Here is a 21,119-nt window from a genome sequence, read left to right on the forward strand (position 1 = left end):
TAGCCCTCTCCCAAAGGGAGAGGGGACTGACCGAGGTGTCTGGACTGAATACATCGACCTGAAAAATCAGGTCGTACTCGGGTTCTGAAACAGCAAGAGCCCCTCACCCTAGCCCTCTCCCGGGGGGAGTGGGGACTGACCGAGGTGGATGAGGGAGGTACGCTGACCTGAGATATCCAGTCGAACTCGGGTTCTGAATAGCATAAAGATCGGCTCCCTTTCCCCCTCGCCCCCTTGGGGGAGAGGGCTGGGGTGAGGGGGCAAAAATCTCAAGCCAAACCCAATTCCAGCCACCCTTCAATCAAAGCTTCGCTTTCACCGCCGCCAACGCATCCTTCCCGTCAGCTGTCTTCACCCCATCCAGCCACTTATCCAACACCGCCGGATTCGCCTTGATCCACGCCTTCGCCGCCTCGGCATTGCTGACCTTCTTGTTCACCACCTCAGCCATGATGCTGTTCTCCATCTCCTGAGTGAACGACAGATTGGTCAGCAATTTGCCCACATTCGGACACGCCTCGGCATAGCCCTTGCGGGTCAACGTAAACACGCTGCCGGTGTCGCCAAAGTACTTCTCGCCACCTTTCAGGTAATGCATCTTCAACTGCACGTTCATCGGGTGCGGCGTCCAGCCGAGGAAGGTGACGAATTTCTGTTTCTTCACCGCCCGCGACACTTCAGCCAGCATCGCCTGTTCGCTGGACTCGATCAGCTTCCACTGACCCATGTCGAAGTCGTTCTTCTTGATGATTTCCTGCAATGAGATATTCGCCGGCGCGCCCGAGCCGATGCCGTAGATCTTGCGCTCGAACTTGTCCGCGTATTTGTTCAGATCGGCAAAGTTATGCACACCCGCATCCCACACGTAATCCGGCACGGCGAGGGTGAATTCGGTGCCGTCGAGGTTCTTCGCCAGTTGCGTGACGTCACCGGTGGCGACGAACTTGTCGTAGAAGCCCTGCTGCGCCGGCATCCAGTTGCCGAGGAACACATCCACTTGACCGTCCTTCAAACCGCCAAAGGTGATCGGCACTGCGAGGGTGTCGACCTTGGCCTTGTAGCCCATGCCGTCCAACAGAAAACCGGTGATGGCGTTGGTCGCGGCGATGTCGCTCCAGCCCGGATCGGCCATTTTCACCGTGTCGCAGCTTTGCTCGGCGAAGGCCGAGGCGCTGCTCAGCGCGAGCAGGCCAACCGTCACTACTGTGGATAACTTACGCATGGACTTCCCCTTAACATTATTGGTTTTGGCAGGGTTGTGGATAACGTGCTTTGCGTTCCAGATCATCAAGGTCGATGTGGTTGCGCATGTACTGCTGACTGGCGTCCACCAGTGGCTGGTGATCCCAGCTCTTCAGCTTGCCGATGGTTAATGCGTCGGCAACGAAACGGCGGCGGCGCTGGCTGGCGAGGACTTGCCGGTGAATCGCCGGAATGTCCCATTTGGCCCGCGCTTCGGCGAGAAAATCGTCGAACAGCTGGCGATGCAGCGGCGATTGGCTGAGTTCTTCCAGTTCGCGCGGATCATTACTTATGTCGAAGAGTAGGCAAGGGTCGCTTTCACTGTAGATAAATTTGTAGGCGCCGCGACGGATCATCATCAACGGGCTGACGGTGCCTTCGGCCATGTATTCGCCGAACACTTCGTCATGACCGCCCTGCCCTTGCAGGTGCGGAACCAGCGATCGCCCGTCCAGCGGCAAGCCAGGTTCCAGCGTGCCGCCAGCCAGTTCAACAAAGGTTGGCAACAGGTCGGCAGTCGACACGGCAGCGCTCACGCGGGCGGAATCGAATTGGCCTGGGGCACTTATCAACAGGGGCACGCGTGCCGCCATTTCGTACCAGTGCATTTTGTACCAGAGGCCTTTCTCGCCGAGCATATCGCCGTGGTCACCGGAGAAGACGATGATCGTCTCACCCATCAGGCCGGCTTCTTCGAGGGTTTGCAGGAGTTTGCCGACGTTGGCGTCGATATAACTGCACGCCCCGAAGTATGCCCGGCGCGCATCGCGAATCTTATCCACAGGCAGCGGCTTGTCCCACAGGTCGTAGACCTTGAGCAGGCGCTGCGAGTGCGGGTCGAGTTCGTGCTGATCCGGGGTTGTCGGAAGCGGGATATCGGCATCGTCGTACAAATCCCAGAACGCCTTGGGAATCGTGTACGGGTCGTGTGGGTGAGTCATCGAAACGGTCAGGCAGAACGGTTGATCGCCATCCTCGCGTATGTGATCGAACAGGTATTGCTGCGCCTTGAACACCACCTCTTCATCGAAATCCAGCTGATTGGTGCGTACGCACGGTCCGGCCTGCAGCACCGAGGACATGTTGTGATACCAGGTCGGCCGCACTTCCGGCTCATCCCAGTTCACGGCCCAACCGTAATCGGCCGGGTAGATGTCGCTGGTCAGGCGTTCTTCGTAGCCGTGCAATTGATCCGGGCCACAGAAGTGCATCTTGCCGGACAATGCGGTGCGGTAGCCGAGGCGGCGCAGGTAGTGAGCGTAAGTGGGAACATCGGCAGGGAAGTCGGCAGCGTTGTCATAGGCGCCGATCTTGCTCGGCAACTGGCCACTGACCAGGGCAAACCGCGACGGCGCGCATAACGGGCTGTTGCAATAAGCGGCATCGAACACCACGCCTTGGGCGGCGAGGCGGGAAAGATTCGGCAGTTTGATTGGCGATGGGCCGTAGAACGGCAACAGTGGCGCGGCCATCTGATCGGCCATGATGAAAAGAATATTCTTGCGCTTCATGTGATCGCGGCATTCCATAGTGAATATTTATGCGACATTGCTGCGATCGAGCATGGAGTCCATGTTGTGTCGGGTAAAGCCCGCACCGGGCAATGACTAGGATAAGCACAGCTTATGTATGAATCCTTGGGCGATCTGTCGCTCGACCTGCTGCGAGCCTTTGAAGCGGCAGCCCGGCATCGCAGTTTTACCGCGGCAGCGGTAGAACTGGGCACCACGCAACCAGCGATCAGTCAGCAGATCAAACGGCTGGAAGACCAGCTTGGCACGCGGCTATTTGATCGCATCTACCGTGGGATCGAGTTGACCGAAGTCGGCGGGATACTGTTTGAGCAAGTTACCCTCGGTTTGCAGAATATCGATGCAGGATTGAGCGCGATCAGCGCACAGCAGCAACATGAGGTCCTGCAAGTTGCCACCGATTTCGCCTTCGCCGCGTATTGGCTGATGCCACGCTTGCACCGTTTTCACGAAGCCAATCCGCAGGTCGACGTCAGCTTGGTGACCAGTGAACGCAACCACAACATGCTGCGCACCGATATTGACGTGGCAATTCTGTTCGGTGATGGACGTTTCAAACAGGGCGAAAGCCATTGGCTGTTCAGCGAAGAAGTGTTCCCGGTGTGCAGCCCGCAACTGCTCAAGGATCGCGTCCTGCCCCTGCCTGCTCAGGCGTTACTGGAGTTTCCGTTGTTGCACCTGCGCGGGGAAAACAGCAGCAACTGGTTTGACTGGAGCGGCCTGTTTCGCCAACTCGGCATCACCACGCCGCCTGCGCCGGGGCAATTGCGCTTCGACAATTACACTCTGTTGATTCAAGCGGCAATTGGCGGCCAAGGCGTGGCGATTGGTTGGCGGCACCTTGTGGATAACTTGCTGAGTCAGGGTTTGCTGTGCCGACCCATAGCCGAAACGACCCTGTCGCGCCTCGGTTATTACGTAGTGCTGCCGCAACGCAAACGCCGGGGTGCGTTGATTCAGCAGTTTGTCGATTGGTTGATGGCGGAACAGGCGAGCAGTGCTGAGTCGCTTAATGGACTCGCACTGCCTTCGATCGCGGTTTGAAAGTCAAAAAATCGCAGCCTGCGGCAGCTCCTACATCTGGAACGCGGTCCCCTGTAGGAGCTGCCGAAGGCTGCGATCTTTTACGAGTCTGAAGCCGCCACAAAATTTACATGTTCACCCACATGCAAATTCAGCCTTAGCTCATCGGCTATGCCCACCGCCACGCGATTCAAGCGCTCCAGTGGTTCGGCCAGTCCCGGTTCGAGGTTACTGCCGACCTGACTGAAATGCTCGATGGTCAGCCCGGCCACGCCGTGCGGCGCATTCACCAGCGTCCAGTGCAGCGGGCTGCTTTGCACGGCTTCGCGAATTTCCTCGGCGGCGTGGCGCTGCAGGCGATTATCGACATCCGGCTCATCGAGCACGGCAAAATCCCCCACCAGAAACAACCGCGACACATTGGCCGCTTGCAGCCCATCGACCAACGCATCAACGGCCAGCACCTGCTCTACCGGCCCGAGCACGACAGCCCGTTCCACCTGATCGCTACTGAACGGCAACCCCGGCGCATCCAGTAAACAGATGACCGCCGAACTACCGGCCACGCTCTGATTGATCCGCTCCGAGTCGAACAAATCGCCCGTTTTGGTACGCAACCCCGGGCGCGGCGCGAGTGCGGTCAAATTGTCGAGGATGGCAATGACTTCGTGCTGACGCCGCAGCAATTCAGCCATCAACGCGCTGCCCAGGCTACTCATGGCACCATAGAGCACCACCTTTACCGCCGGGGTTTCGGCATTTTTCATGGCTGATCCCTTTTATTGTCCCTTGTATGGCGTGTGACATACGGGCAACGCCGAGGGTTCGAACCGATTTCCGAGGGTTTGCGATGCAAGCGATCAAGGGCTACCACGCCCACGTCTATTTCGACGCCAGTACCATTGAGCAGGCACGGGCCTTGTGTGAGCAGGCCGCGCAGTTGTTTCCATTGAAAATGGGCCGCGTCCACGAACGACCGGTCGGGCCGCATCCGGACTGGAGTTGCCAATTGGCCTTCGGCCCCGAGCTGATTACTGATGTGCTGCCATGGCTGGCGCTGAACCGCAAAGGCCTGGTGGTGTTTTTGCACCCGGATACTGGCGATGACTTGCTCGATCATACGGAGCACGCGATCTGGATGGGCGCGATCCGAACGCTGGACCTGTCTATTTTTTGATCAAAGCGTTTCTTCTGCTTCGCCTGGCAGATGCTCGTCCAGATGCAGCCAGGGCAATTGGCTGTCGGTCCAGATATGTCGTTCGGCGGGTGCCAGCTCGGGGTGATCAAGGGTGGCGATGGTCACGTCTACGCTCTCGGGGCTGAATAACGTGATCAGTGCCAATTGCGCGCCGCAGTGTGGGCAGAAGAACCGCGCGCAACTATCTGAGGAGTCATAGCGCGACGGCGTCCCCGCCAGCCACTGGAAATTCGCCGCCGGCACGGTGATCCACGTCGTGACAATCCCGCCACTGACCTTGCGGCAAATCGAACAATGGCAATGAGCGATGTCCTGCAAGGCCCCACTGAACTGATAACGAATGTGTCCGCAATGGCAGCCGCCGCTGTGCAATTGGCTCATGACCAAAGCCCTCCTTTCCGTGTTTATTGACTTTAGTTCGCATCCGACGGCCGGTTGACCGTTCATTCAAAGCTTTCTTCAGCGAAAGGTAGCTGAAAGCTTCCGCGATTAGGATCGCCTCCACTTCCGGCAACAGACCGGTTGGCCAACGCGTGTGATACCTCGCACGAACGGCCCAATTAACAACAACAATGGTGATTCTGATGTCCTCTGTAGCCCGCCTCCTCGCTTCAACTCCGCCCGTATGTCTCGTGCTTCCCGTTCTGCGCTGATCGGCCCGATCTGCTCATTTAACTAGCCGCGCTACGCCTGGAGTATTCCCATGCTGACTTTCCTTGGCTTCGCCATGGTCATCACGTTCATGTTCCTGATCATGACCAAGCGCCTGTCCGCGCTGATTGCGCTGATCATCATCCCGATCGTCTTCGCCCTGTTCGGTGGCTTTGCACCGAAGATCGGCCCGATGATGCTCGAAGGCATCACCAAGCTCGCGCCGACCGGCGTGATGCTGATGTTCGCCATTCTCTATTTCGCCCTGATGATCGACTCCGGCCTGTTCGACCCGGCCGTGCGCAAGATCCTCAAACTGGTCAAGGGTGACCCGCTGAAGGTTTCGGTCGGCACCGCCGTACTGGCGCTCGTCGTTTCCCTCGATGGTGACGGCGCGACCACTTACATGATCTGCGTGGCCGCCATGCTGCCGCTGTACAGCCGCATCGGCATGAGCCCGCGGATCATGGCCGGTCTGATCATCCTCGCCGGTGGCGTGATGAACATGACCCCGTGGGGTGGCCCGACCGCCCGTGCGGCGAGTGCGCTGCATGTCGATCCATCGGACATTTTCGTGCCGATGATCCCGGCGATGGCTGCCGGTGTGGTGGCGATCCTGCTGATTGCCTACTTCTACGGTAAACGTGAGCGTGCGCGTCTCGGTGAACTGCACCTGGCTGGCGACGAGATCGATCACAGCGAAATCAGCGTCTCGCAATTCCCGGATGCCCGCCGTCCGAAACTGATCTGGTTCAACGGCGCCCTGACCTTCGGCCTGATGTGCACCCTGATCGCCGGCCTGCTGCCGTTGCCTGTGCTGTTCATGGTGGCGTTCAGTATTGCCATGATCGTCAACTACCCTTGCCTGCAGATGCAGAAGGATCGCGTCGCGGCTCACGCCGGCAGCGTGCTGGCAGTGGTCGGACTGATCTTTGCCGCCGGTATCTTCACCGGTATCCTGTCGGGCACTGGCATGGTCGATGCGATGTCGAAAAGCCTGTTGGCGGTGATCCCGGATTTCCTCGGCCCTTACCTGGCGGTGATCACGGCACTGGTGAGCATGCCGTTCACCTTCTTCATGTCCAACGATGCGTTTTACTATGGCGTGTTGCCGGTGTTGGCCGAAGCCGCCAGCCACTACGGGATCACCGCAGTGGAAATGGCCCGTGCCTCGATCGTCGGTCAACCCGTCCACTTGCTGAGCCCGTTGGTGCCATCGACCTATCTGTTGGTGGCCCTGGCCGGCATCGATTTCGGTGACCACCAGCGTTTCACCCTGAAATGGGCGATCCTGGTTTGTATCTGCATCCTGATTGCTGCACTGCTGTTGGGGACTTTCCCGGTGTTCAGCACTCTATAAGCCCAAGACTCACCGTTTCGGGTCCTGGCTTCGCGGTTTGAAGCCCGGACCTTTTTCGGTTTAACAATCGTTCAAAGGAATACACATGGAATGGCTGACCAACCCCGAAATCTGGGTTGCCTTCTTCACCCTGACCGCCCTGGAAATCGTCCTCGGCATCGATAACATCATCATGATTTCGATCCTGGTCAGCCGCATGCCCAAGCACATGCAGCAGCGCACCCGGATCTTCGGTCTTGGCCTGGCCATGATCACCCGCATCCTGTTGCTGCTGTCGATCACTTGGGTCATGCGCCTCACCGCCGACCTGTTCGAAGTATTCGGCCAAGGCATTTCCGGCCGCGACCTGATCCTGTTCTTCGGTGGCCTGTTCCTGCTATGGAAGAGCTCGCAAGAGATGTACCACGCGCTGGAAGGCGAAGACGAAAGCGACGAAACCCCGGGTGGCAAGGGCGGCAACTTCCTCTACACCATCATCCAGATCGCGATTATCGACATCGTCTTCTCGCTGGATTCGGTGATCACTGCAGTGGGCATGGTTTCCCACGTGCCGGTCATGGTGGCGGCGATCGTTGTGGCGGTGCTGGTGATGATGCTGGCGTCGGGCAAGATCAGCGAATTCATCGACAAGCACCCGTCGCTGAAGATGCTGGCGCTGTCGTTCCTGCTGGTGGTCGGTACCGTATTGATTGCCGAGTCGTTCGACGTGCATGTGCCAAAGGGCTATGTCTACTTCGCCATGGCGTTCTCGCTGGCAGTTGAGGCGATCAACATCAAGCTGCGCGGCGCGATGGCCAAGAAAAAACAGCAGCAAGACCCGGTGAAACTGCGCAAGGACATCCCGGGCCAGTAACCCGGTAGTCCAGACGCACGCAATACCCCCTGTGGGAGCGAGCTTGCTCGCGAAGGCTTCGTGTCAGTCGACAGAAATGTTGGCTGGCCCACCGCTTTCGCGAGCAAGCTCGCTCCCACATTTGTTTGTGCAACATTCAGGCACTGCGGACCTTGTGGGAGCTGGCTTGCCAGCGATAGCGGAGTGTCAGGCGACATCAATGTTGGTTGTGCCGACGCCATCGCTGGCAAGCCAGCTCCCACAGGAGGCGGCGTTGATTTAAAAGGGTGTGTATGAAGCGCTTTTCATGACACTTTTGTTTCAATCGACACTTTAGCTGTGCAATGCTGGCGCCCAGACCGTTAGCCAACTACAGCTTAAGTATCAAAAACGTAGAAACCGCGCGGTACCGTCAACTTGCTCCTCTGGGGCACTGCTATTACAGGGGGTCTGCATGCTCACCCTGCTCAATCTGCTTTCCGCCGTGGCCCTGCTGATCTGGGGCACGCACATCGTCCGAACCGGCATCCTGCGGGTGTACGGCACCAACCTGCGCCATGTGATTGGCCAGAACATGTCCAAGCGCTGGCTGGCCTTTGTCGCCGGCATCGTCGTCACCGCGATGGTGCAGAGCAGCAACGCCACCGCCATGCTCGTAACCTCATTCGTCGGCCAAGGCCTGATGGCGCTGACCCCGGCGCTGGCGACCATGCTCGGCGCCGACGTCGGTACTGCGCTGATGGCGCGGGTGCTGACCTTCGACCTGTCGTGGTTGTCGCCGCTGCTGATTTTCCTCGGGGTGATTTTCTTTCTGTCGCGCAAGCAGACGCGCCTTGGGCAGATGGGCCGGGTGTCCATCGGGCTGGGGTTGATCATTCTCGCGCTGCAATTGATCGTTGAGGCCGCCGCGCCAATCACCCATGCGCAAGGTGTGAAGGTGATTTTCGCCTCGCTGACCGGTGACATCCTGCTCGACGCCCTGGTTGGCGCGTTGTTCGCGATGATTTCCTATTCCAGCCTCGCCGCCGTGCTGCTCACCGCGACCCTGGCCGGCGCCAGTGTGATCAGCCTGCCGGTGGCGATTGGTCTGGTGATTGGCGCCAACATCGGCAGCGGCGTGCTGGCGTTCATGAGCACCAGCATGCAGAACGCCGCCGGCCGGCAAGTGGCGCTGGGTAGCCTGTTGTACAAGCTGATCGGCCTGTTGCTGATCATTCCGGTGCTCGACCCGCTGGTGCACTGGATCGACAGCCTCGATTTCAGCCCGCAGGAAATGGTCATCGGCTTCCACCTGCTCTACAACACCGCGCGTTGCCTGATTCTGCTGCCGAGCGTCGGGCCGATGGCGCGACTCTGCGCGTGGTTGCTGCCAGAACGCCCGGAGGTCAACGGTACGGCCAAGCCGCGTCACCTCGACGCGACGGCACTGGTCACGCCGAGTCTGGCGCTGGCCAACGCCGCGCGGGAAACCCTGCGCATGGGTGATCTGCTGGAGAACATGCTCGACGCCACCCTTGATGTACTGCGCGGCAAGCAGACCGCTGTCACCCAGGAAATACGTCGGCTGACCGATGACATCGAATCCTTGTACAGCGCGATCAAGCTCTACCTGGCGCAGATGCCCCGCGAAGACCTCGGCGAGCAGGACAGTCGGCGCTGGGCCGAGATCATCGAGCTGGCGATCAACCTGAAACTGGCCAGCGACCTGATCGAACGCATGCTGCGCAAGATCCAGCAGCAGAAGACCTCGCAGCGCCGTTCGTTTTCCGAAGAAGGTCTGGAGGATCTGGCCGGATTGCAGCAGCAATTGATCTCTAACCTGCGCCTGGGCCTTTCGGTGTTCCTCAGCGGCGACCGCGAAAGTGCCCGGCAATTGCTGCGCGAGAAACGCCGTTTTCGCGCCCAGGAACGCCGTTTGGCCCACGCGCATGTCAGCCGTTTGCAACGCAAGATCGTGCAGAGTATCGAGACCAGTTCGCTGCACCTGGAATTGATTGCCGACATGAAACGCTTGAATTCGCTGTTTTGCGGCAGTGCGTATGTGGTGCTGGAAACAGCGGATACCGGGGCGCTGGCGGCGGATGATATTGCCGACATTACGCATTCGCCTTGAACGTCTGGGGCTGGGTTTAGTCAGTTACATTGATTCAGCCTTCAGGCCGCTATCGCGAGCAGGCTCACTCCTACAGGGGGACGCATTCCAAATGCAGGAGTGAGCCTGCTCGCGATGGGGCCCTGACTGACGACACGGATCTCCAAATCAGCCGTATGGAAGCCTGTTATGCGTTGCCTGTTGTTCGCCTGTCTGTTGCTCGGTTCCCTGCCCGTCTTTGCCCTGGATCGTTTTCAGGTCGAAGGCTATGCGCTGCCCAACGGTTTGCAGTTGCTGCTCAAGCCCGGCACCGAACGCGGGCATGTGGCAATCCGGCTGGTGGTCGGCGTCGGCCTCGATGATTTCGACTGCGATGAAAAAGAGTTGCCGCACCTGCTTGAGCACTTGTTGTTCAGTGGCATCGATGCCACTGGCGAAGGGGGTCTGGAAGAACGCATGCAAGCGTTGGGCGGTGACTGGAATGCCTTCACCAGCAACGCCGACACCACCTTCGTCATCGAAGCGCCGGCGAAAAACCAGCGCAAAGTGCTCGATCTGCTGCTTGCTTTGCTTACGCAAACGCGTATCGACGATAACGCTATCAATGCGGCCAAACGTGTGGTCGAGCGCGAGGACGGCGGCCATTACACACGTCTGCAACGCTTTCTCGATCGTCAGGATCTGGGCCACACCGCGAGCAATCAGCTCGCCGTCGAACTGGGCCTGAAATGCCCGCAGCGCGCCGAGGTCGGCCATCTGACTCAGGAACAACTGGAGAAGGTACGCAAGGCCTGGTACGCGCCAAACAACATGACGCTGATCGTCGTCGGCGAACTCGACAAACTGCTGCCGGCCTATCTGGAACGCACCTGGGGCGCGCTCGAAGCGGTCGATCCGAGCGAGCACCGTGCACTGCCAGACATCAGCACCAGCGCCGCCCATGAGCGCACCCTCACCCGTGGCTTTATCGGCGACAGCGCCAAGCTGCACTGGCTGGTGCCGGAGCCGGTGATCGATGATCAGTACGACCAGACGTTCGACATTCTCAAGGATTACCTCGACTGGGCGCTGTACCGACAGATCCGCCTCAACCACGGTTTGTCGTACGGGCCGTGGGCCGAGCGTGAAGTGTTTGGTGGCGTTGGCTTCATGAGCCTGAATGCCGATCTTGATCGCGATGACGTCGACGAAGCTATCCAGGTGCTGGAAGACCTCAAGGCTGATCTGCTGAAAAACGGCCTCGACCCGGACACCTTTGCGCGAATCAAGCAGGCCTCGATCGCCCATCAGGCGTGGGCGGTGCAAGGCAATAGCGCGATGGCGGATTACTACTGGAGTGCACTGAGTGATTACGAGGATGGCCGCTTCGCCAACCCGGCGCGGGAGCTGCAAGGGGTGACGCTGGAGGCGGCGAACAAGGCCATGCGTGAGTTGCTGTTGCAGCCGGGGTATTTGCGGATCGAGAAGCCGTTGCTCAGTGATGATCAGGTTTTGTGGTTGAGCGCGGGTGGTTTGGGTGTGGTGTTGCTGATCCTGATCGGCTGGCGTTTGCACCGCAAGCGGGGTTGAAGATCAAAAGATCGCAGCCTGCGGCAGCTCCTACAGGGGATTGCGTTCCAAATGTAGGAGCTGCCGAAGGCTGCGATCTTTTGAGGCCCTGAAATGCACCGAATAAGTGACCGGCAGCCTCGCCACAACGCCCGGCGGGCGCTACTCTGTCGAGGTTTTTTCCTACAGCGTTGTGAACTGCCCAAATGCCAAAAATACAGCTCCTGATCCAGCGCATCCTCGAACTGATGAAGCGCTATCCCGGGGTCATTGCGCTTGGCGGTTTCATCTCCGGGGTCGGCAGTTTCATCATGGTCGATCGTCAGCAAGGGCTGGCGAGCTGGATCACCGTGATCATGCTGCTCAGCTGGATCTGGCTGATGCTGGAGAACACCCTCACCGGCCTCTTCACCCGCGTGTTCAAACGCGAGATTCCCCAGCCGCTGCTGCGTTATGCGACGCAGATGATCCATCAGGAAAGCCTGTTTTTTGTCCTGCCGTTCTTCTTCATCACCACCACGTGGAATAGCGGACAGCTGTTTTTCACCGGCCTGCTCAGCGTCGCCGCGTTGATCTCGATCGTCGATCCGCTCTATTACAAATGGCTGGCGCCACGGCGCTGGGCGTTTCTCGCGCTGCACACCCTGACCCTGTTCGCCGCCCTGCTCACTGCGTTGCCGGTGATCATGCACCTGACCACCGCGCAGAGCTTCAAATGGGCGCTGGGCATTGCCGTGCTGTTGTCGTTCCCGAGTCTGGCGTCGATCTTCCCGATTCGCACGGTGCGCAATGCCCTGGCGATCCTGTGCATCACCGTCGGCATTGGCGGCGTCGGTTGGGCGCTGCGTTCGTGGGTGCCGCCGGCGACGCTGTGGATGACCGACGTGGCGATCAGCACGCAGCTGCAGGATCGCACCCCCGGTGACAGCCTCAACACCGTCAGTGCCGAGCAGATTCGTGGTGATGGCCTCTATGCCTACACCGCAATCAACGCGCCGCGCGGGCTGGATGAGCGGATCTATCACGTCTGGCAATTCAACGGCAAAGAGGTCGACCGCATCGCCCTCGATATCCATGGCGGGCGCAAGGAAGGCTACCGCGCGTGGACGCACAAGCAGAATTTCCCAGGCAACCCGGCAGGCAAGTGGCAAGTGCGCGTGCTGACCGAAGACGGCCAGGTCATCGGCGTGTTGCGCTTCGAAGTCACGGACAGCACAGCGATCAAAGAAAAGTAATCCGGTTCGTGCTATTACGTTAGTTCGCTTAGCAGACGAACAAGCACGGAGCTTATGACCAGCAGCTCGATCAGCGGGAATGCCCAACTGGACACGTCGATCAGCCCTGCCCGCCTGCGCGTGACCGGGGACTGGACGCTTGCCCATTACGCCGAGCTCAAGACCCTCAGCGAAAAGCTCCACGGCCAATACGACGACAACACGCCGATTGATCTGAACAGCCTCGGCGCCCTCGACACCGCCGGCGCTTCGTTGCTGGTCGAACTGCTCGGCTCCGAGCGCCTCGGCAAATCCGCTGAACACCCCGATTGCACGCTGACCTCCGCCGACCGCGCGCTGCTACAAACCGTGTATTGCTCGATGACCGATTTCTGCGTGCCGATCAAGGAGCCGGAAATCAGCGTCAGCGTGCAATTGCTCGCGCGCATCGGCCGCGCCGTCGACACGGTCTGGCAAGACACCCTGCAACTGCTCGGTTTCGTCGGCCTGATTATGGAAACCATCGCGCGCAGCCTGTTCCGGCCCAAGCGCTGGCGGATCACACCGATGATCGCGCACATCGAACAGACCGGCCTCGATGCCGCGCCGATCGTGGCGTTGCTGACTTTTCTGGTCGGTGCGGTGGTGGCGTTTCTCGGCGCGACGGTGCTGGCCAGTTTTGGCGCGACGATTTTTACCGTGGACCTGGTGGGCTTCTCGTTCCTGCGCGAGTTCGGTGTGCTGCTCACGGCGATCCTGATGGCCGGCCGCACCGCCAGTGCCTTTACCGCGCAGATCGGCTCGATGAAGGCCAACGAAGAAATCGACGCGATTCGCACCCTCGGCCTCGACCCGATGGAGCTGCTGGTGGTGCCGCGTGTGCTGGCGATGCTGGTGGCGCTGCCGATGCTGACGTTTCTGGCGATGCTCTGCGGGATCATTGGCGGCGGCGTGGTCTGTGCGGTATCGCTGGATATCTCGCCGGCGATGTTCCTGACGCTGTTGCAGTCGGACATCGGCGTTCAGCACTTTCTCGTAGGCTTGGTCAAAGCGCCGATCTTCGCCTTCATCATTGCCGCGATTGGTTGCCTGGAAGGCTTCAAGGTCAGCGGCAGTGCCGAGTCGGTCGGCGCCCACACTACCTCCGCTGTGGTCCAATCGATTTTTGTGGTGATCGTGCTCGACGCGGTGGCCGCGCTGTTCTTCATGGAGATGGGCTGGTGAGTCGTCTACCCCGCGCGCCCTCGGAGGCGGTGATCGAAGTCCGTGGGCTGTGCAATCGCTTCGGCAGCCAGAGCGTGCACGAGAACCTCGATCTGGATTTGTACAAAGGCGAAATCCTCGCCGTGGTCGGCGGCTCCGGCAGTGGCAAATCGGTGCTGCTGCGCAGCATTGTCGGTTTGCGCCGGCCCAGCGAAGGTATGGTCAAAGTGTTTGGCAAGAACCTGCCGAGCCTTTCCGAGCATGAGCGCTCGCTGGTTGAACGGCGCTTCGGCGTGCTGTTCCAGAAAGGCGCGCTGTTCTCGTCGCTGACGGTGACCGAAAACGTTGCCCTGCCCCTTATCGAACACGCTGGCCTCAGCCGTAACGACGCTGAGCACTTGGCGGCGGTGAAGCTGGCGCTGGCCGGGCTGCCGCTGTCGGCGGCGGACAAATACCCGGCGTCGCTCTCTGGCGGCATGATCAAGCGCGCGGCGTTGGCGCGGGCCCTGGCGCTGGATCCGGACATCCTGTTTCTCGACGAACCCACTGCCGGCCTCGATCCGATTGGCGCGGCGCAGTTCGATCAATTGATCCTGACCCTGCGCGATGCGCTCGGCCTCAGCGTGTTTCTGGTAACCCACGACCTCGACACGCTCTACACCATCACTGACCGCGTGGCGGTGTTGGCGCAGAAAAAGGTCTTGGTCGCAGGACCCATCGACGTCGTCTCGGAAACCGACGACGCGTGGATTCACGAATACTTCCACGGCCCGCGCGGCCGCTCGGCGCTGGACGCCGCCAAATTGCTCAACGAGGTCTGACATGGAAACCCGAGCGCATCATGTGTTGATCGGCCTGTTCACCGTGATAGTGGTGGCAGGCGCCTTGCTCTTCGGTCTGTTCCTGGCCAAGTCCAGTGTCGATACCGAGTTCAAGGATTACGAAATTGTCTTCAGCGAGGCGGTCAGCGGGCTGTCCAAGGGCAGCCCGGTGCAGTACAGCGGGATCAAGGTCGGCGATGTGATCAACCTGCGCCTTGATCCAAAAGATCCACGGCGGGTGCTGGCGCGGATTCGTCTGGCCGGTGACACGCCGGTCAAGGAAGACACCCAGGCGAAACTGGCGCTGGCCGGGATCACGGGGACGTCGATCATCCAGCTCAGCGGTGGCACACCGGAAAGCCCGAAACTGCGTGGGCATGACGGTAATCTGCCGACCATCGTTGCATCGCCCTCGCCTATTTCGCGCTTGCTCAATGACTCCAACGATTTGATGACCGGCATTACTGCGCTGCTGCAGAACGCCAATCAGATGTTCTCTGCCGAGAACGTCGAGCGCGTCAGCAAAACCCTCGCCCATCTGGAGCAAACCACCGGGACGATCAACGATCAGCGCGGCGACATCAAGCAAGCCATGCAGCAACTGGCGGCGGTCGGCAAACAGGCCGGCAGCATGCTCGAACAGACGTCGCTGCTGATGCGCAACGCCAACGGTTTGATCAACGACCAGGGCAAACAGGCACTGGGCAGCGCCGAGCAGGCGATGAAGTCGCTGGAACAAAGCACGACCACCATCAGCACTTTGCTGAGCAAAAACGAAAACTCCCTCGACAACGGCATGCAAGGTCTCAATGGTCTGGCTCCGGCGATCCGCGAACTGCGTGAGACGCTGACCTCGCTGCGAGCTATTTCCCAACGCCTTGAGGCCAACCCCAGCGGTTATCTGCTGGGCCGTGACAAGAACAAGGAATTCACGCCATGAAGCTGACTCGACTCGCCCTCTTCGCTGCCGGTTTTTCCTTGATCAGCGCCTGCTCGATTCTGCCCAAGTCCGAGCCGTCGGACGTCTATCGCCTGCCAATCGCACAGGCGCCCGGCTCGGCCAGTTCGGCATCGGCTCAGTCGTGGTCGCTACGGCTGAACAAGTTGCAGGCCAGTGAGGCGTTGAACCGGCCGACAATTGCGGTGATTCCGCAGGGTGACGTGATCAGCAGCTACAAGGGTTCGCGCTGGAGCGATCCGGCACCGGTGCTGGTGCGTAACCGTTTGCTCGACGGCTTTCAGCGCGATGGCCGGGTGACGCTGCTCAGTACCGATGACAGCAACTTTGCTGCGGATCTGGAACTGGGCGGGAGTTTGCAGGCGTTCCAGACCGAATATCAGGGCTCGCAGGCCAGCGTCGTGGTGCGCGTCGATGCATTGTTGGTGCGCGGTTATGACCAACGGATTCTGGCCAGTCGCCGCTTTGAAGAGCGCCAGCCGTTGAACGATGTGCAGGTGCCAGCGGTGGTCGCCGGGTTTGGTCAGGCCAGTGATCGCCTGACCGCGAAAGTCGTCGCCTGGGCCGTCGACCAGGGCCAGAAACTCGCCCCACCGAAACCTTGATCCCAACACAATCCCCCTGTGGGAGCGAGCTTGCTCGCGAATGCGGCGGGTCATTCAGCGATGGTGTTGACTGACCGGACGCCTTCGCGAGCAAGCTCGCTCCCACAATGGGATTAGTGGTTAGCCGAAGAACCAGTAGCAGACGAAGATCGCGCCAACGACGCCGGCAAACTCCGCCAGCAACGCGCACCCCACCGCATGCCGCGCCCGTTGAATGCCCACCGCGCCGAAATACACCGCCAACACATAGAACGTGGTCTCGGTACTGCCCTGAATCGTCGCCGCGACCAGCGCCGGGAAGCTGTCGACGCCAGACGTCTTCATCGTCTCAATCAACATCGCCCGCGCCGCACTGCCGGAGAACGGCTTGACCATCGCCGTCGGCAGCGCATCGACAAACCGCGTGTCCCAACCGGCCCACTCGACCAGATGACGAATGCCGTCGAGACCAAAATCCAGTGCCCCGGAAGCACGCAGCACGCCCACCGCGCAGAGCATCGCCACCAGATACGGCAGCAGATTCTTCGCGACGTCGAAGCCTTCTTTGGCGCCCTCAACAAACGCCTCGTAAACCTTGACCTTCTTCAACGCGCCAATCAGCAAAAACAGCATGATCAACCCGAACAGCGTGAGATTGCCGAGAATCGACGACAATCCCGCCAAAGCCGTTGCCGAAAGCGTACCCAGTAGTGCCATGAAGCCACCGAGAATCAGCGCGCCGGGAATCAGATAAGCCAACACCACCGGATCCCAGATCCGCAGCCGCTGCATGAACGCCACCGAGAGGAAGCCGACAATCGTCGAGCAACTGGTCGCCAGCAGGATCGGCAGAAACACCAGCGTCGGGTCCGGCGCGCCTTGCTGGGCGCGGTACATGAAGATCGTCACCGGCAGCAGGGTCAGTGAGGAGGCGTTGAGCACCAGGAAGAGGATTTGCGCGTTACTGGCGATGGTGGCACTGGGATTGAGCTCCTGCAGCGCCTTCATGGCTTTCAGGCCGATCGGCGTGGCCGCGTTGTCGAGGCCCAGACCGTTGGCGGCGAAGTTCAGAGTGATCAGGCCAAGGGCAGGGTGACCGGCCGGGACTTCCGGCATCAGCCGCAGGAAAAGCGGGCCGAGCACCTTGGCCAGCCATTCGACGATCCCGGCCTTCTCGGCAATGCGCAGGAAACCCAGCCACAGGGTGAGGGTGCCGAACAGCAGCACCATGACTTCGACCGAGAGCTTGGCCATGGCGAAAATGCTTTCCACCATCGCCGCAAAGATCCCGGCGTTGCCGCCGATCAGCCACTGCGCCAGCGCCGATACGGCTGCCACGATGAAGAAGCCAAGCCACAGGCCATTAAGCATCAGTCAAATCCCCCGAAGAATGCCGCGAATGATAGCGGGGTCGCCAGAAACGACAAACCCCGGATTTCTCCGGGGTTCGTTGGTAAGCCTTGCATCAATCACTGTGGGAGCGAGCTTGCTCGCGAAGGCGGTGGGTCAATCAACACAATTGTTGAATGTGCCGGCCTCTTCGCGAGCAAGCTCGCTCCCACAGGGTTTTGCATTACGGCTTGGAGATTTCACCTGCCGGCAGTTTTTCCTTGCTGCGCCAGTGTGGCAGGGAGTTCCAGTAGCGCTCGCCCTTGGCGTCGTCGTACATGCCTTCCCAGCGTGCGATAACCAGCACGGCCAAGGCATTACCGATCACGTTCAGTGCAGTACGCGCCATGTCCATGATGCGGTCGACACCGGCGATGAACGCCAGACCTTCCAGCGGAATACCGACGCTGCCCAGAGTGGCCAACAGCACCACGAACGACACGCCCGGTACACCGGCAATGCCTTTGGAGGTGACCATCAGAGTCAGTACCAGCAGCAGTTGTTGGCTGATCGACAGGTCGATGCCATACAACTGGGCAATGAAGATCGCCGCGATGCTCTGGTACAGGGTCGAACCGTCGAGGTTGAACGAGTAACCGGTCGGTACCACGAAGCTGCAGATGGCTTTCGGTGCGCCGTAGGCTTCCATCTTCTCGATCACCCGTGGCAGCACGGTTTCCGAGGAAGCGGTGGAGTAGGCCAGCACCAGCTCATCCTTGAAGATGCGCATCAGCTTGATCACCGAGAAGCCGAACAGCTTGGCGATCAGTCCCAGTACCACAAAGGCGAAGAAGGCGATGGCGACGTAAACCAGGATCACCAGTTTCGCCAGCGGCAGCAGGGAAGCGAAGCCGAAGTTGGCCACGGTCACCGCGATCAGGGCGAACACGCCGATCGGCGCGTAGTTCATGATCATGTGGGTGACTTTGAACATGCTTTCCGAGACGCCCTGGAACATCTTCACCAGCGGCTCGCGCAGGTCCGACTGCAGGCTCGACAGGCCGAGACCGAACAGCACGGAGAAGAAGATGATCGGCAGCATTTCGCCGCGGGCCATGGCCGCGAAGATGTTCGACGGGATCAGGTTGAGGATGGTCTCGATGAACGCGTGTTCATGCTGCACTTCGGCGGCGGTCGCCTGGTACTTGGAGATATCCACCGTGCCGAGGGTGCTCATGTCGATGCCTGTGCCCGGATGGAACAGGTTGGCCAGCAACAGGCCGACGACGATGGCGATGGTGGTGACGATTTCGAAATAGATGATCGTCTTCAGGCCGATACGCCCGAGCTTCTTGGCGTCGCCCACGCCGGCAATGCCGACAATCAGGGAAGAGATGACAATCGGGATCACGATCATCTTGATCAGACGGATAAAGATATCGCCTGCCGGTTGCAGGACATTGCTGATCCACCAGGCCTTCTCGGCACTGAAGTGGTTGAGCAACGCACCAATTGCAATACCCAAAACCAGACCGATGAGGATCTGCCAGGCGAGGCTAATTTTTGCCTTCTTCATTATCTTTACCCTTACTTGCGTTTGACTCAGGCACATGCAGGAACTGGAACGCTCTTTAGCGGAAAAGTCTGTGCATCTGCCTCCGTATAAGGTGCCCCGAAGCGAGTATTTACGGCTCTTCGGCAGGCGAAAAAAGGCGCAACTATTCCGATGCAAGGTTGCGCCGTCTAATGCCGTAAACGCCTACCCTATGCCGAATCGGCATGAGCTTTTTTTAATGAAACTGGCGTCCCAACCGGTTCGATTGTGACATTTCGGCCGGCATAAGTGCCGTGAACCGGCCATCACAGCGTAGGTTGGTTGTTTTTTGAACAAGAAAAATCGACAAAAAATTTAGGAAAAAGCCTACGTGGGAAGACTAGAAGTCCTACTGTTTAAACGTTTTTTTTGTCGATATACGGTCGCCAGGAAACACCGCGTAATGTTTTCGCGCGCAGTGTCAGCGATAAAATCAACGAGCTGGACGCTCTGGATCAATGTTTCGTCTGATTGAAAGCTCAGCGCAAGTTCGTCGAACCACTGTGGGTCGGCGAACCTGCGGCGCAGCTTTTACCCTGACCCGGCCCTTGCGCAGGCACTCCCTGTACCCGTAGGTCACTCCGACCCTGCAACAGTCAGAACGTCCCGGCCCCTTGGTCATGCGCCTGCCTTCCTCAGGTGGGCGCAATGGAAAGCAGCAGGGCTGCTGCCTTCATGTTCGAATCAGTACCAGTTTGGATCTTTCTTCAGGGTTTCCATCAGCAGATCCTGCATGCCCTGATCGGGTTTGCCGAAGAAGCGATAGGTCGCATGTCGCGTCGGCGACTTGTCGGACGGCAGGCCTTCGGGTACATCAACCAGCATGCCGTAGGCATCGTCCTTGTCGAAGCTGAACGCGACGATCAAGCGATGGTTGAGGCACTTGTCTGCGTTCTCGCAGAGCGGGCCAACCAGATACTTGTCGCCATCTTCTTCCACCGCGTTCATCTGCTGTTCGGAAGTGCCGGACAGGTTCATCACCCATTCCGGCAGGCGTTCCTCCTTCTTTACCACGCCTTCCCAGGTTTCCCGGTATTGCGGATCGGAACTCAACAGTTCGTTGACTCGCGTCTGGCCGTCATTGGCCGCCATCGCCATGGCACTACCGCCCAGAAGCAGGGCGGCTGCCAGTGTCTTTAACGCACTCATCGTTAACCTCGGCCGCGACGGCCAAAGAAGAAGGAAGCGATGAACATCACCAGGAACACGACAAAGAGAATCTTGGCGATACCCGTGGCGGTGCCCGCGATACCACCGAAGCCCAATACTGCAGCGATGATGGCAATGATCAAGAATGTAATTGCCCAGCTCAACATGGTGATTCTCCTTACTTCTCTATTTAGGGGTGTTACGTGTTCCGGCGCTGTGCGCCCGAATTCGATTGTTTTTTAGAAAACCCAACGCTCTTCACGTGGCAGTTGATCCAGTGGCTGCGCCTGATCGACGTCCATCATGCGCATTGAGGCGCTTTCGGCCTGGCTGCTGCTGACGGCGCTGAAGTGCGTTTGCGTGCTGTGCTGGATCGAGATCAGCGGTTCAACCTGTTGGCTGTTTTCCCAAAGCAGGTATTGCTGACAGGCGATCAGGGTGATCAACAGCGCCAGTACGCCAAACAGACCTTGCTGGATGTGCAGTGGCGAGATACGCACTTGGGCGGCACGTTGGCGAGTCATCCTGGGTTCCTCACTCTTATTCGGTTGGGGCAGTTCATGTTCTGCCCGGGCTGAATGAGGTATTGCAGCCTGCATGCCAGTTTTTTATTTGAAAAATATTCAATAAAAACAATAGGTTACAAGTGCTGCAAAAAGCCTTGGCGACGCATCCTGCACGATGGGTCCTCTGGGATCGTGCGCAATGCACGATTTTTTCGTAGGAGATTTCATTCTTATGGAATTGAGAGCAGGGCGAAGATGTCAGAAAAGTACGCAGGGAATGCCC

General features: G+C 59.2%; 20 protein-coding genes. 11 read left to right on the forward strand and 9 right to left on the reverse strand.

What is annotated here, in order from left to right:
* Positions 1-301: 301 nt before the first annotated feature.
* Positions 302-1,222: a choline ABC transporter substrate-binding protein gene (gene choX, locus FGA82_RS03665; protein WP_064389703.1), complete on the reverse strand. Its 921-nt coding sequence runs from the start codon at positions 1,220-1,222 to the stop codon at positions 302-304.
* Positions 1,223-1,238: 16 nt separating this feature from the next.
* A complete protein-coding gene (gene betC, locus FGA82_RS03670) occupies positions 1,239-2,753 on the reverse strand; it encodes a choline-sulfatase (RefSeq protein ID WP_141126057.1) in 1,515 nt (504 codons plus the stop codon).
* 114 nt (positions 2,754-2,867) lie between these two features.
* Here betC and FGA82_RS03675 point away from each other — a divergent pair, with 114 nt between their 5' ends.
* Positions 2,868-3,818 (forward strand): choline sulfate utilization transcriptional regulator, encoded by a 951-nt coding sequence (locus FGA82_RS03675; RefSeq protein WP_141126058.1) that lies wholly within the window; start codon positions 2,868-2,870, stop codon positions 3,816-3,818.
* 80 nt (positions 3,819-3,898) lie between these two features.
* On the opposite strand, the gene FGA82_RS03680 is transcribed toward FGA82_RS03675, so the two are convergent.
* A complete protein-coding gene (locus tag FGA82_RS03680) occupies positions 3,899-4,564 on the reverse strand; it encodes an NAD(P)-dependent oxidoreductase (RefSeq protein WP_141126059.1) in 666 nt (221 codons plus the stop codon).
* An 83-nt stretch (positions 4,565-4,647) separates the two neighbouring features.
* Between FGA82_RS03680 and FGA82_RS03685 the strand changes: the two genes are divergently transcribed.
* Positions 4,648-4,974: a DOPA 4,5-dioxygenase family protein gene (locus FGA82_RS03685; RefSeq protein ID WP_141126060.1), complete on the forward strand. Its 327-nt coding sequence runs from the start codon at positions 4,648-4,650 to the stop codon at positions 4,972-4,974.
* Here the strand turns inward: FGA82_RS03685 and FGA82_RS03690 are convergent, their stop codons facing one another.
* Positions 4,975-5,376: a GFA family protein gene (locus tag FGA82_RS03690; protein WP_141126061.1), complete on the reverse strand. Its 402-nt coding sequence runs from the start codon at positions 5,374-5,376 to the stop codon at positions 4,975-4,977.
* 322 nt (positions 5,377-5,698) lie between these two features.
* Between FGA82_RS03690 and FGA82_RS03695 the strand changes: the two genes are divergently transcribed.
* The 9 genes from FGA82_RS03695 (at position 5,699) to FGA82_RS03740 (ending at position 16,279) form a co-directional block, all read left to right on the forward strand.
* Positions 5,699-7,006, forward strand: coding sequence for a CitMHS family transporter (locus tag FGA82_RS03695; RefSeq protein WP_034152221.1), 1,308 nt, complete (start codon positions 5,699-5,701; stop codon positions 7,004-7,006).
* Between the two features lie 85 nt (positions 7,007-7,091).
* Entirely contained in the window at positions 7,092-7,859 is a 768-nt protein-coding gene (locus tag FGA82_RS03700) for a TerC family protein (protein ID WP_077575185.1), read from the forward strand.
* A 433-nt stretch (positions 7,860-8,292) separates the two neighbouring features.
* Positions 8,293-9,951 carry a Na/Pi cotransporter family protein gene (locus FGA82_RS03710; protein ID WP_141126062.1) on the forward strand — a complete coding sequence of 553 codons (1,659 nt, stop codon included), beginning with the start codon at positions 8,293-8,295 and terminating at the stop codon, positions 9,949-9,951.
* Between the two features lie 168 nt (positions 9,952-10,119).
* Complete coding sequence (locus tag FGA82_RS03715; RefSeq protein WP_141126063.1) at positions 10,120-11,499, forward strand: M16 family metallopeptidase; 1,380 nt, start codon at positions 10,120-10,122, stop codon at positions 11,497-11,499.
* 185 nt (positions 11,500-11,684) lie between these two features.
* Entirely contained in the window at positions 11,685-12,713 is a 1,029-nt protein-coding gene (locus FGA82_RS03720; RefSeq protein WP_141126064.1) for a DUF5924 family protein, read from the forward strand.
* Positions 12,714-12,767: 54 nt separating this feature from the next.
* Positions 12,768-13,916, forward strand: coding sequence for an ABC transporter permease (locus tag FGA82_RS03725; protein ID WP_141126065.1), 1,149 nt, complete (start codon positions 12,768-12,770; stop codon positions 13,914-13,916).
* Positions 13,913-14,716 carry an ABC transporter ATP-binding protein gene (locus FGA82_RS03730; protein ID WP_007911797.1) on the forward strand — a complete coding sequence of 268 codons (804 nt, stop codon included), beginning with the start codon at positions 13,913-13,915 and terminating at the stop codon, positions 14,714-14,716. The genes FGA82_RS03725 and FGA82_RS03730 overlap by 4 nt, the downstream gene beginning before the upstream one ends.
* A 1-nt stretch (position 14,717) precedes the next feature.
* Positions 14,718-15,656 (forward strand): MlaD family protein, encoded by a 939-nt coding sequence (locus tag FGA82_RS03735; RefSeq protein ID WP_141126066.1) that lies wholly within the window; start codon positions 14,718-14,720, stop codon positions 15,654-15,656.
* The gene (locus tag FGA82_RS03740; protein ID WP_141126067.1) at positions 15,653-16,279 is read left to right on the forward strand and encodes an ABC-type transport auxiliary lipoprotein family protein; all 627 of its coding nucleotides are present in this window, start codon (positions 15,653-15,655) and stop codon (positions 16,277-16,279) included. The genes FGA82_RS03735 and FGA82_RS03740 overlap by 4 nt, the downstream gene beginning before the upstream one ends.
* Before the next feature lie 120 nt (positions 16,280-16,399).
* On the opposite strand, the gene FGA82_RS03745 is transcribed toward FGA82_RS03740, so the two are convergent.
* The 5 genes from FGA82_RS03745 to FGA82_RS03770 form a co-directional block, all read right to left on the reverse strand.
* Positions 16,400-17,629, reverse strand: coding sequence for a nucleoside recognition domain-containing protein (locus tag FGA82_RS03745; RefSeq protein ID WP_007911793.1), 1,230 nt, complete (start codon positions 17,627-17,629; stop codon positions 16,400-16,402).
* Between the two features lie 202 nt (positions 17,630-17,831).
* Positions 17,832-19,163: a glutamate/aspartate:proton symporter GltP gene (gene gltP, locus FGA82_RS03755; protein ID WP_141126068.1), complete on the reverse strand. Its 1,332-nt coding sequence runs from the start codon at positions 19,161-19,163 to the stop codon at positions 17,832-17,834.
* 702 nt (positions 19,164-19,865) lie between these two features.
* A complete protein-coding gene (locus FGA82_RS03760; protein WP_141126069.1) occupies positions 19,866-20,330 on the reverse strand; it encodes an inhibitor of vertebrate lysozyme family protein in 465 nt (154 codons plus the stop codon).
* Between the two features lie 2 nt (positions 20,331-20,332).
* Positions 20,333-20,497: a DUF1328 domain-containing protein gene (locus FGA82_RS03765; RefSeq protein WP_003177151.1), complete on the reverse strand. Its 165-nt coding sequence runs from the start codon at positions 20,495-20,497 to the stop codon at positions 20,333-20,335.
* 72 nt (positions 20,498-20,569) lie between these two features.
* Positions 20,570-20,854, reverse strand: a complete 285-nt coding sequence (locus FGA82_RS03770) for a hypothetical protein (protein ID WP_141126070.1) — start codon at positions 20,852-20,854, stop codon at positions 20,570-20,572.
* Between the last annotated feature and the right edge of the window lie 265 nt (positions 20,855-21,119).

It is taken from the genome of Pseudomonas fluorescens (genome assembly GCF_005938625.1).
Classification (GTDB): domain Bacteria; phylum Pseudomonadota; class Gammaproteobacteria; order Pseudomonadales; family Pseudomonadaceae; genus Aquipseudomonas; species Aquipseudomonas fluorescens_BD.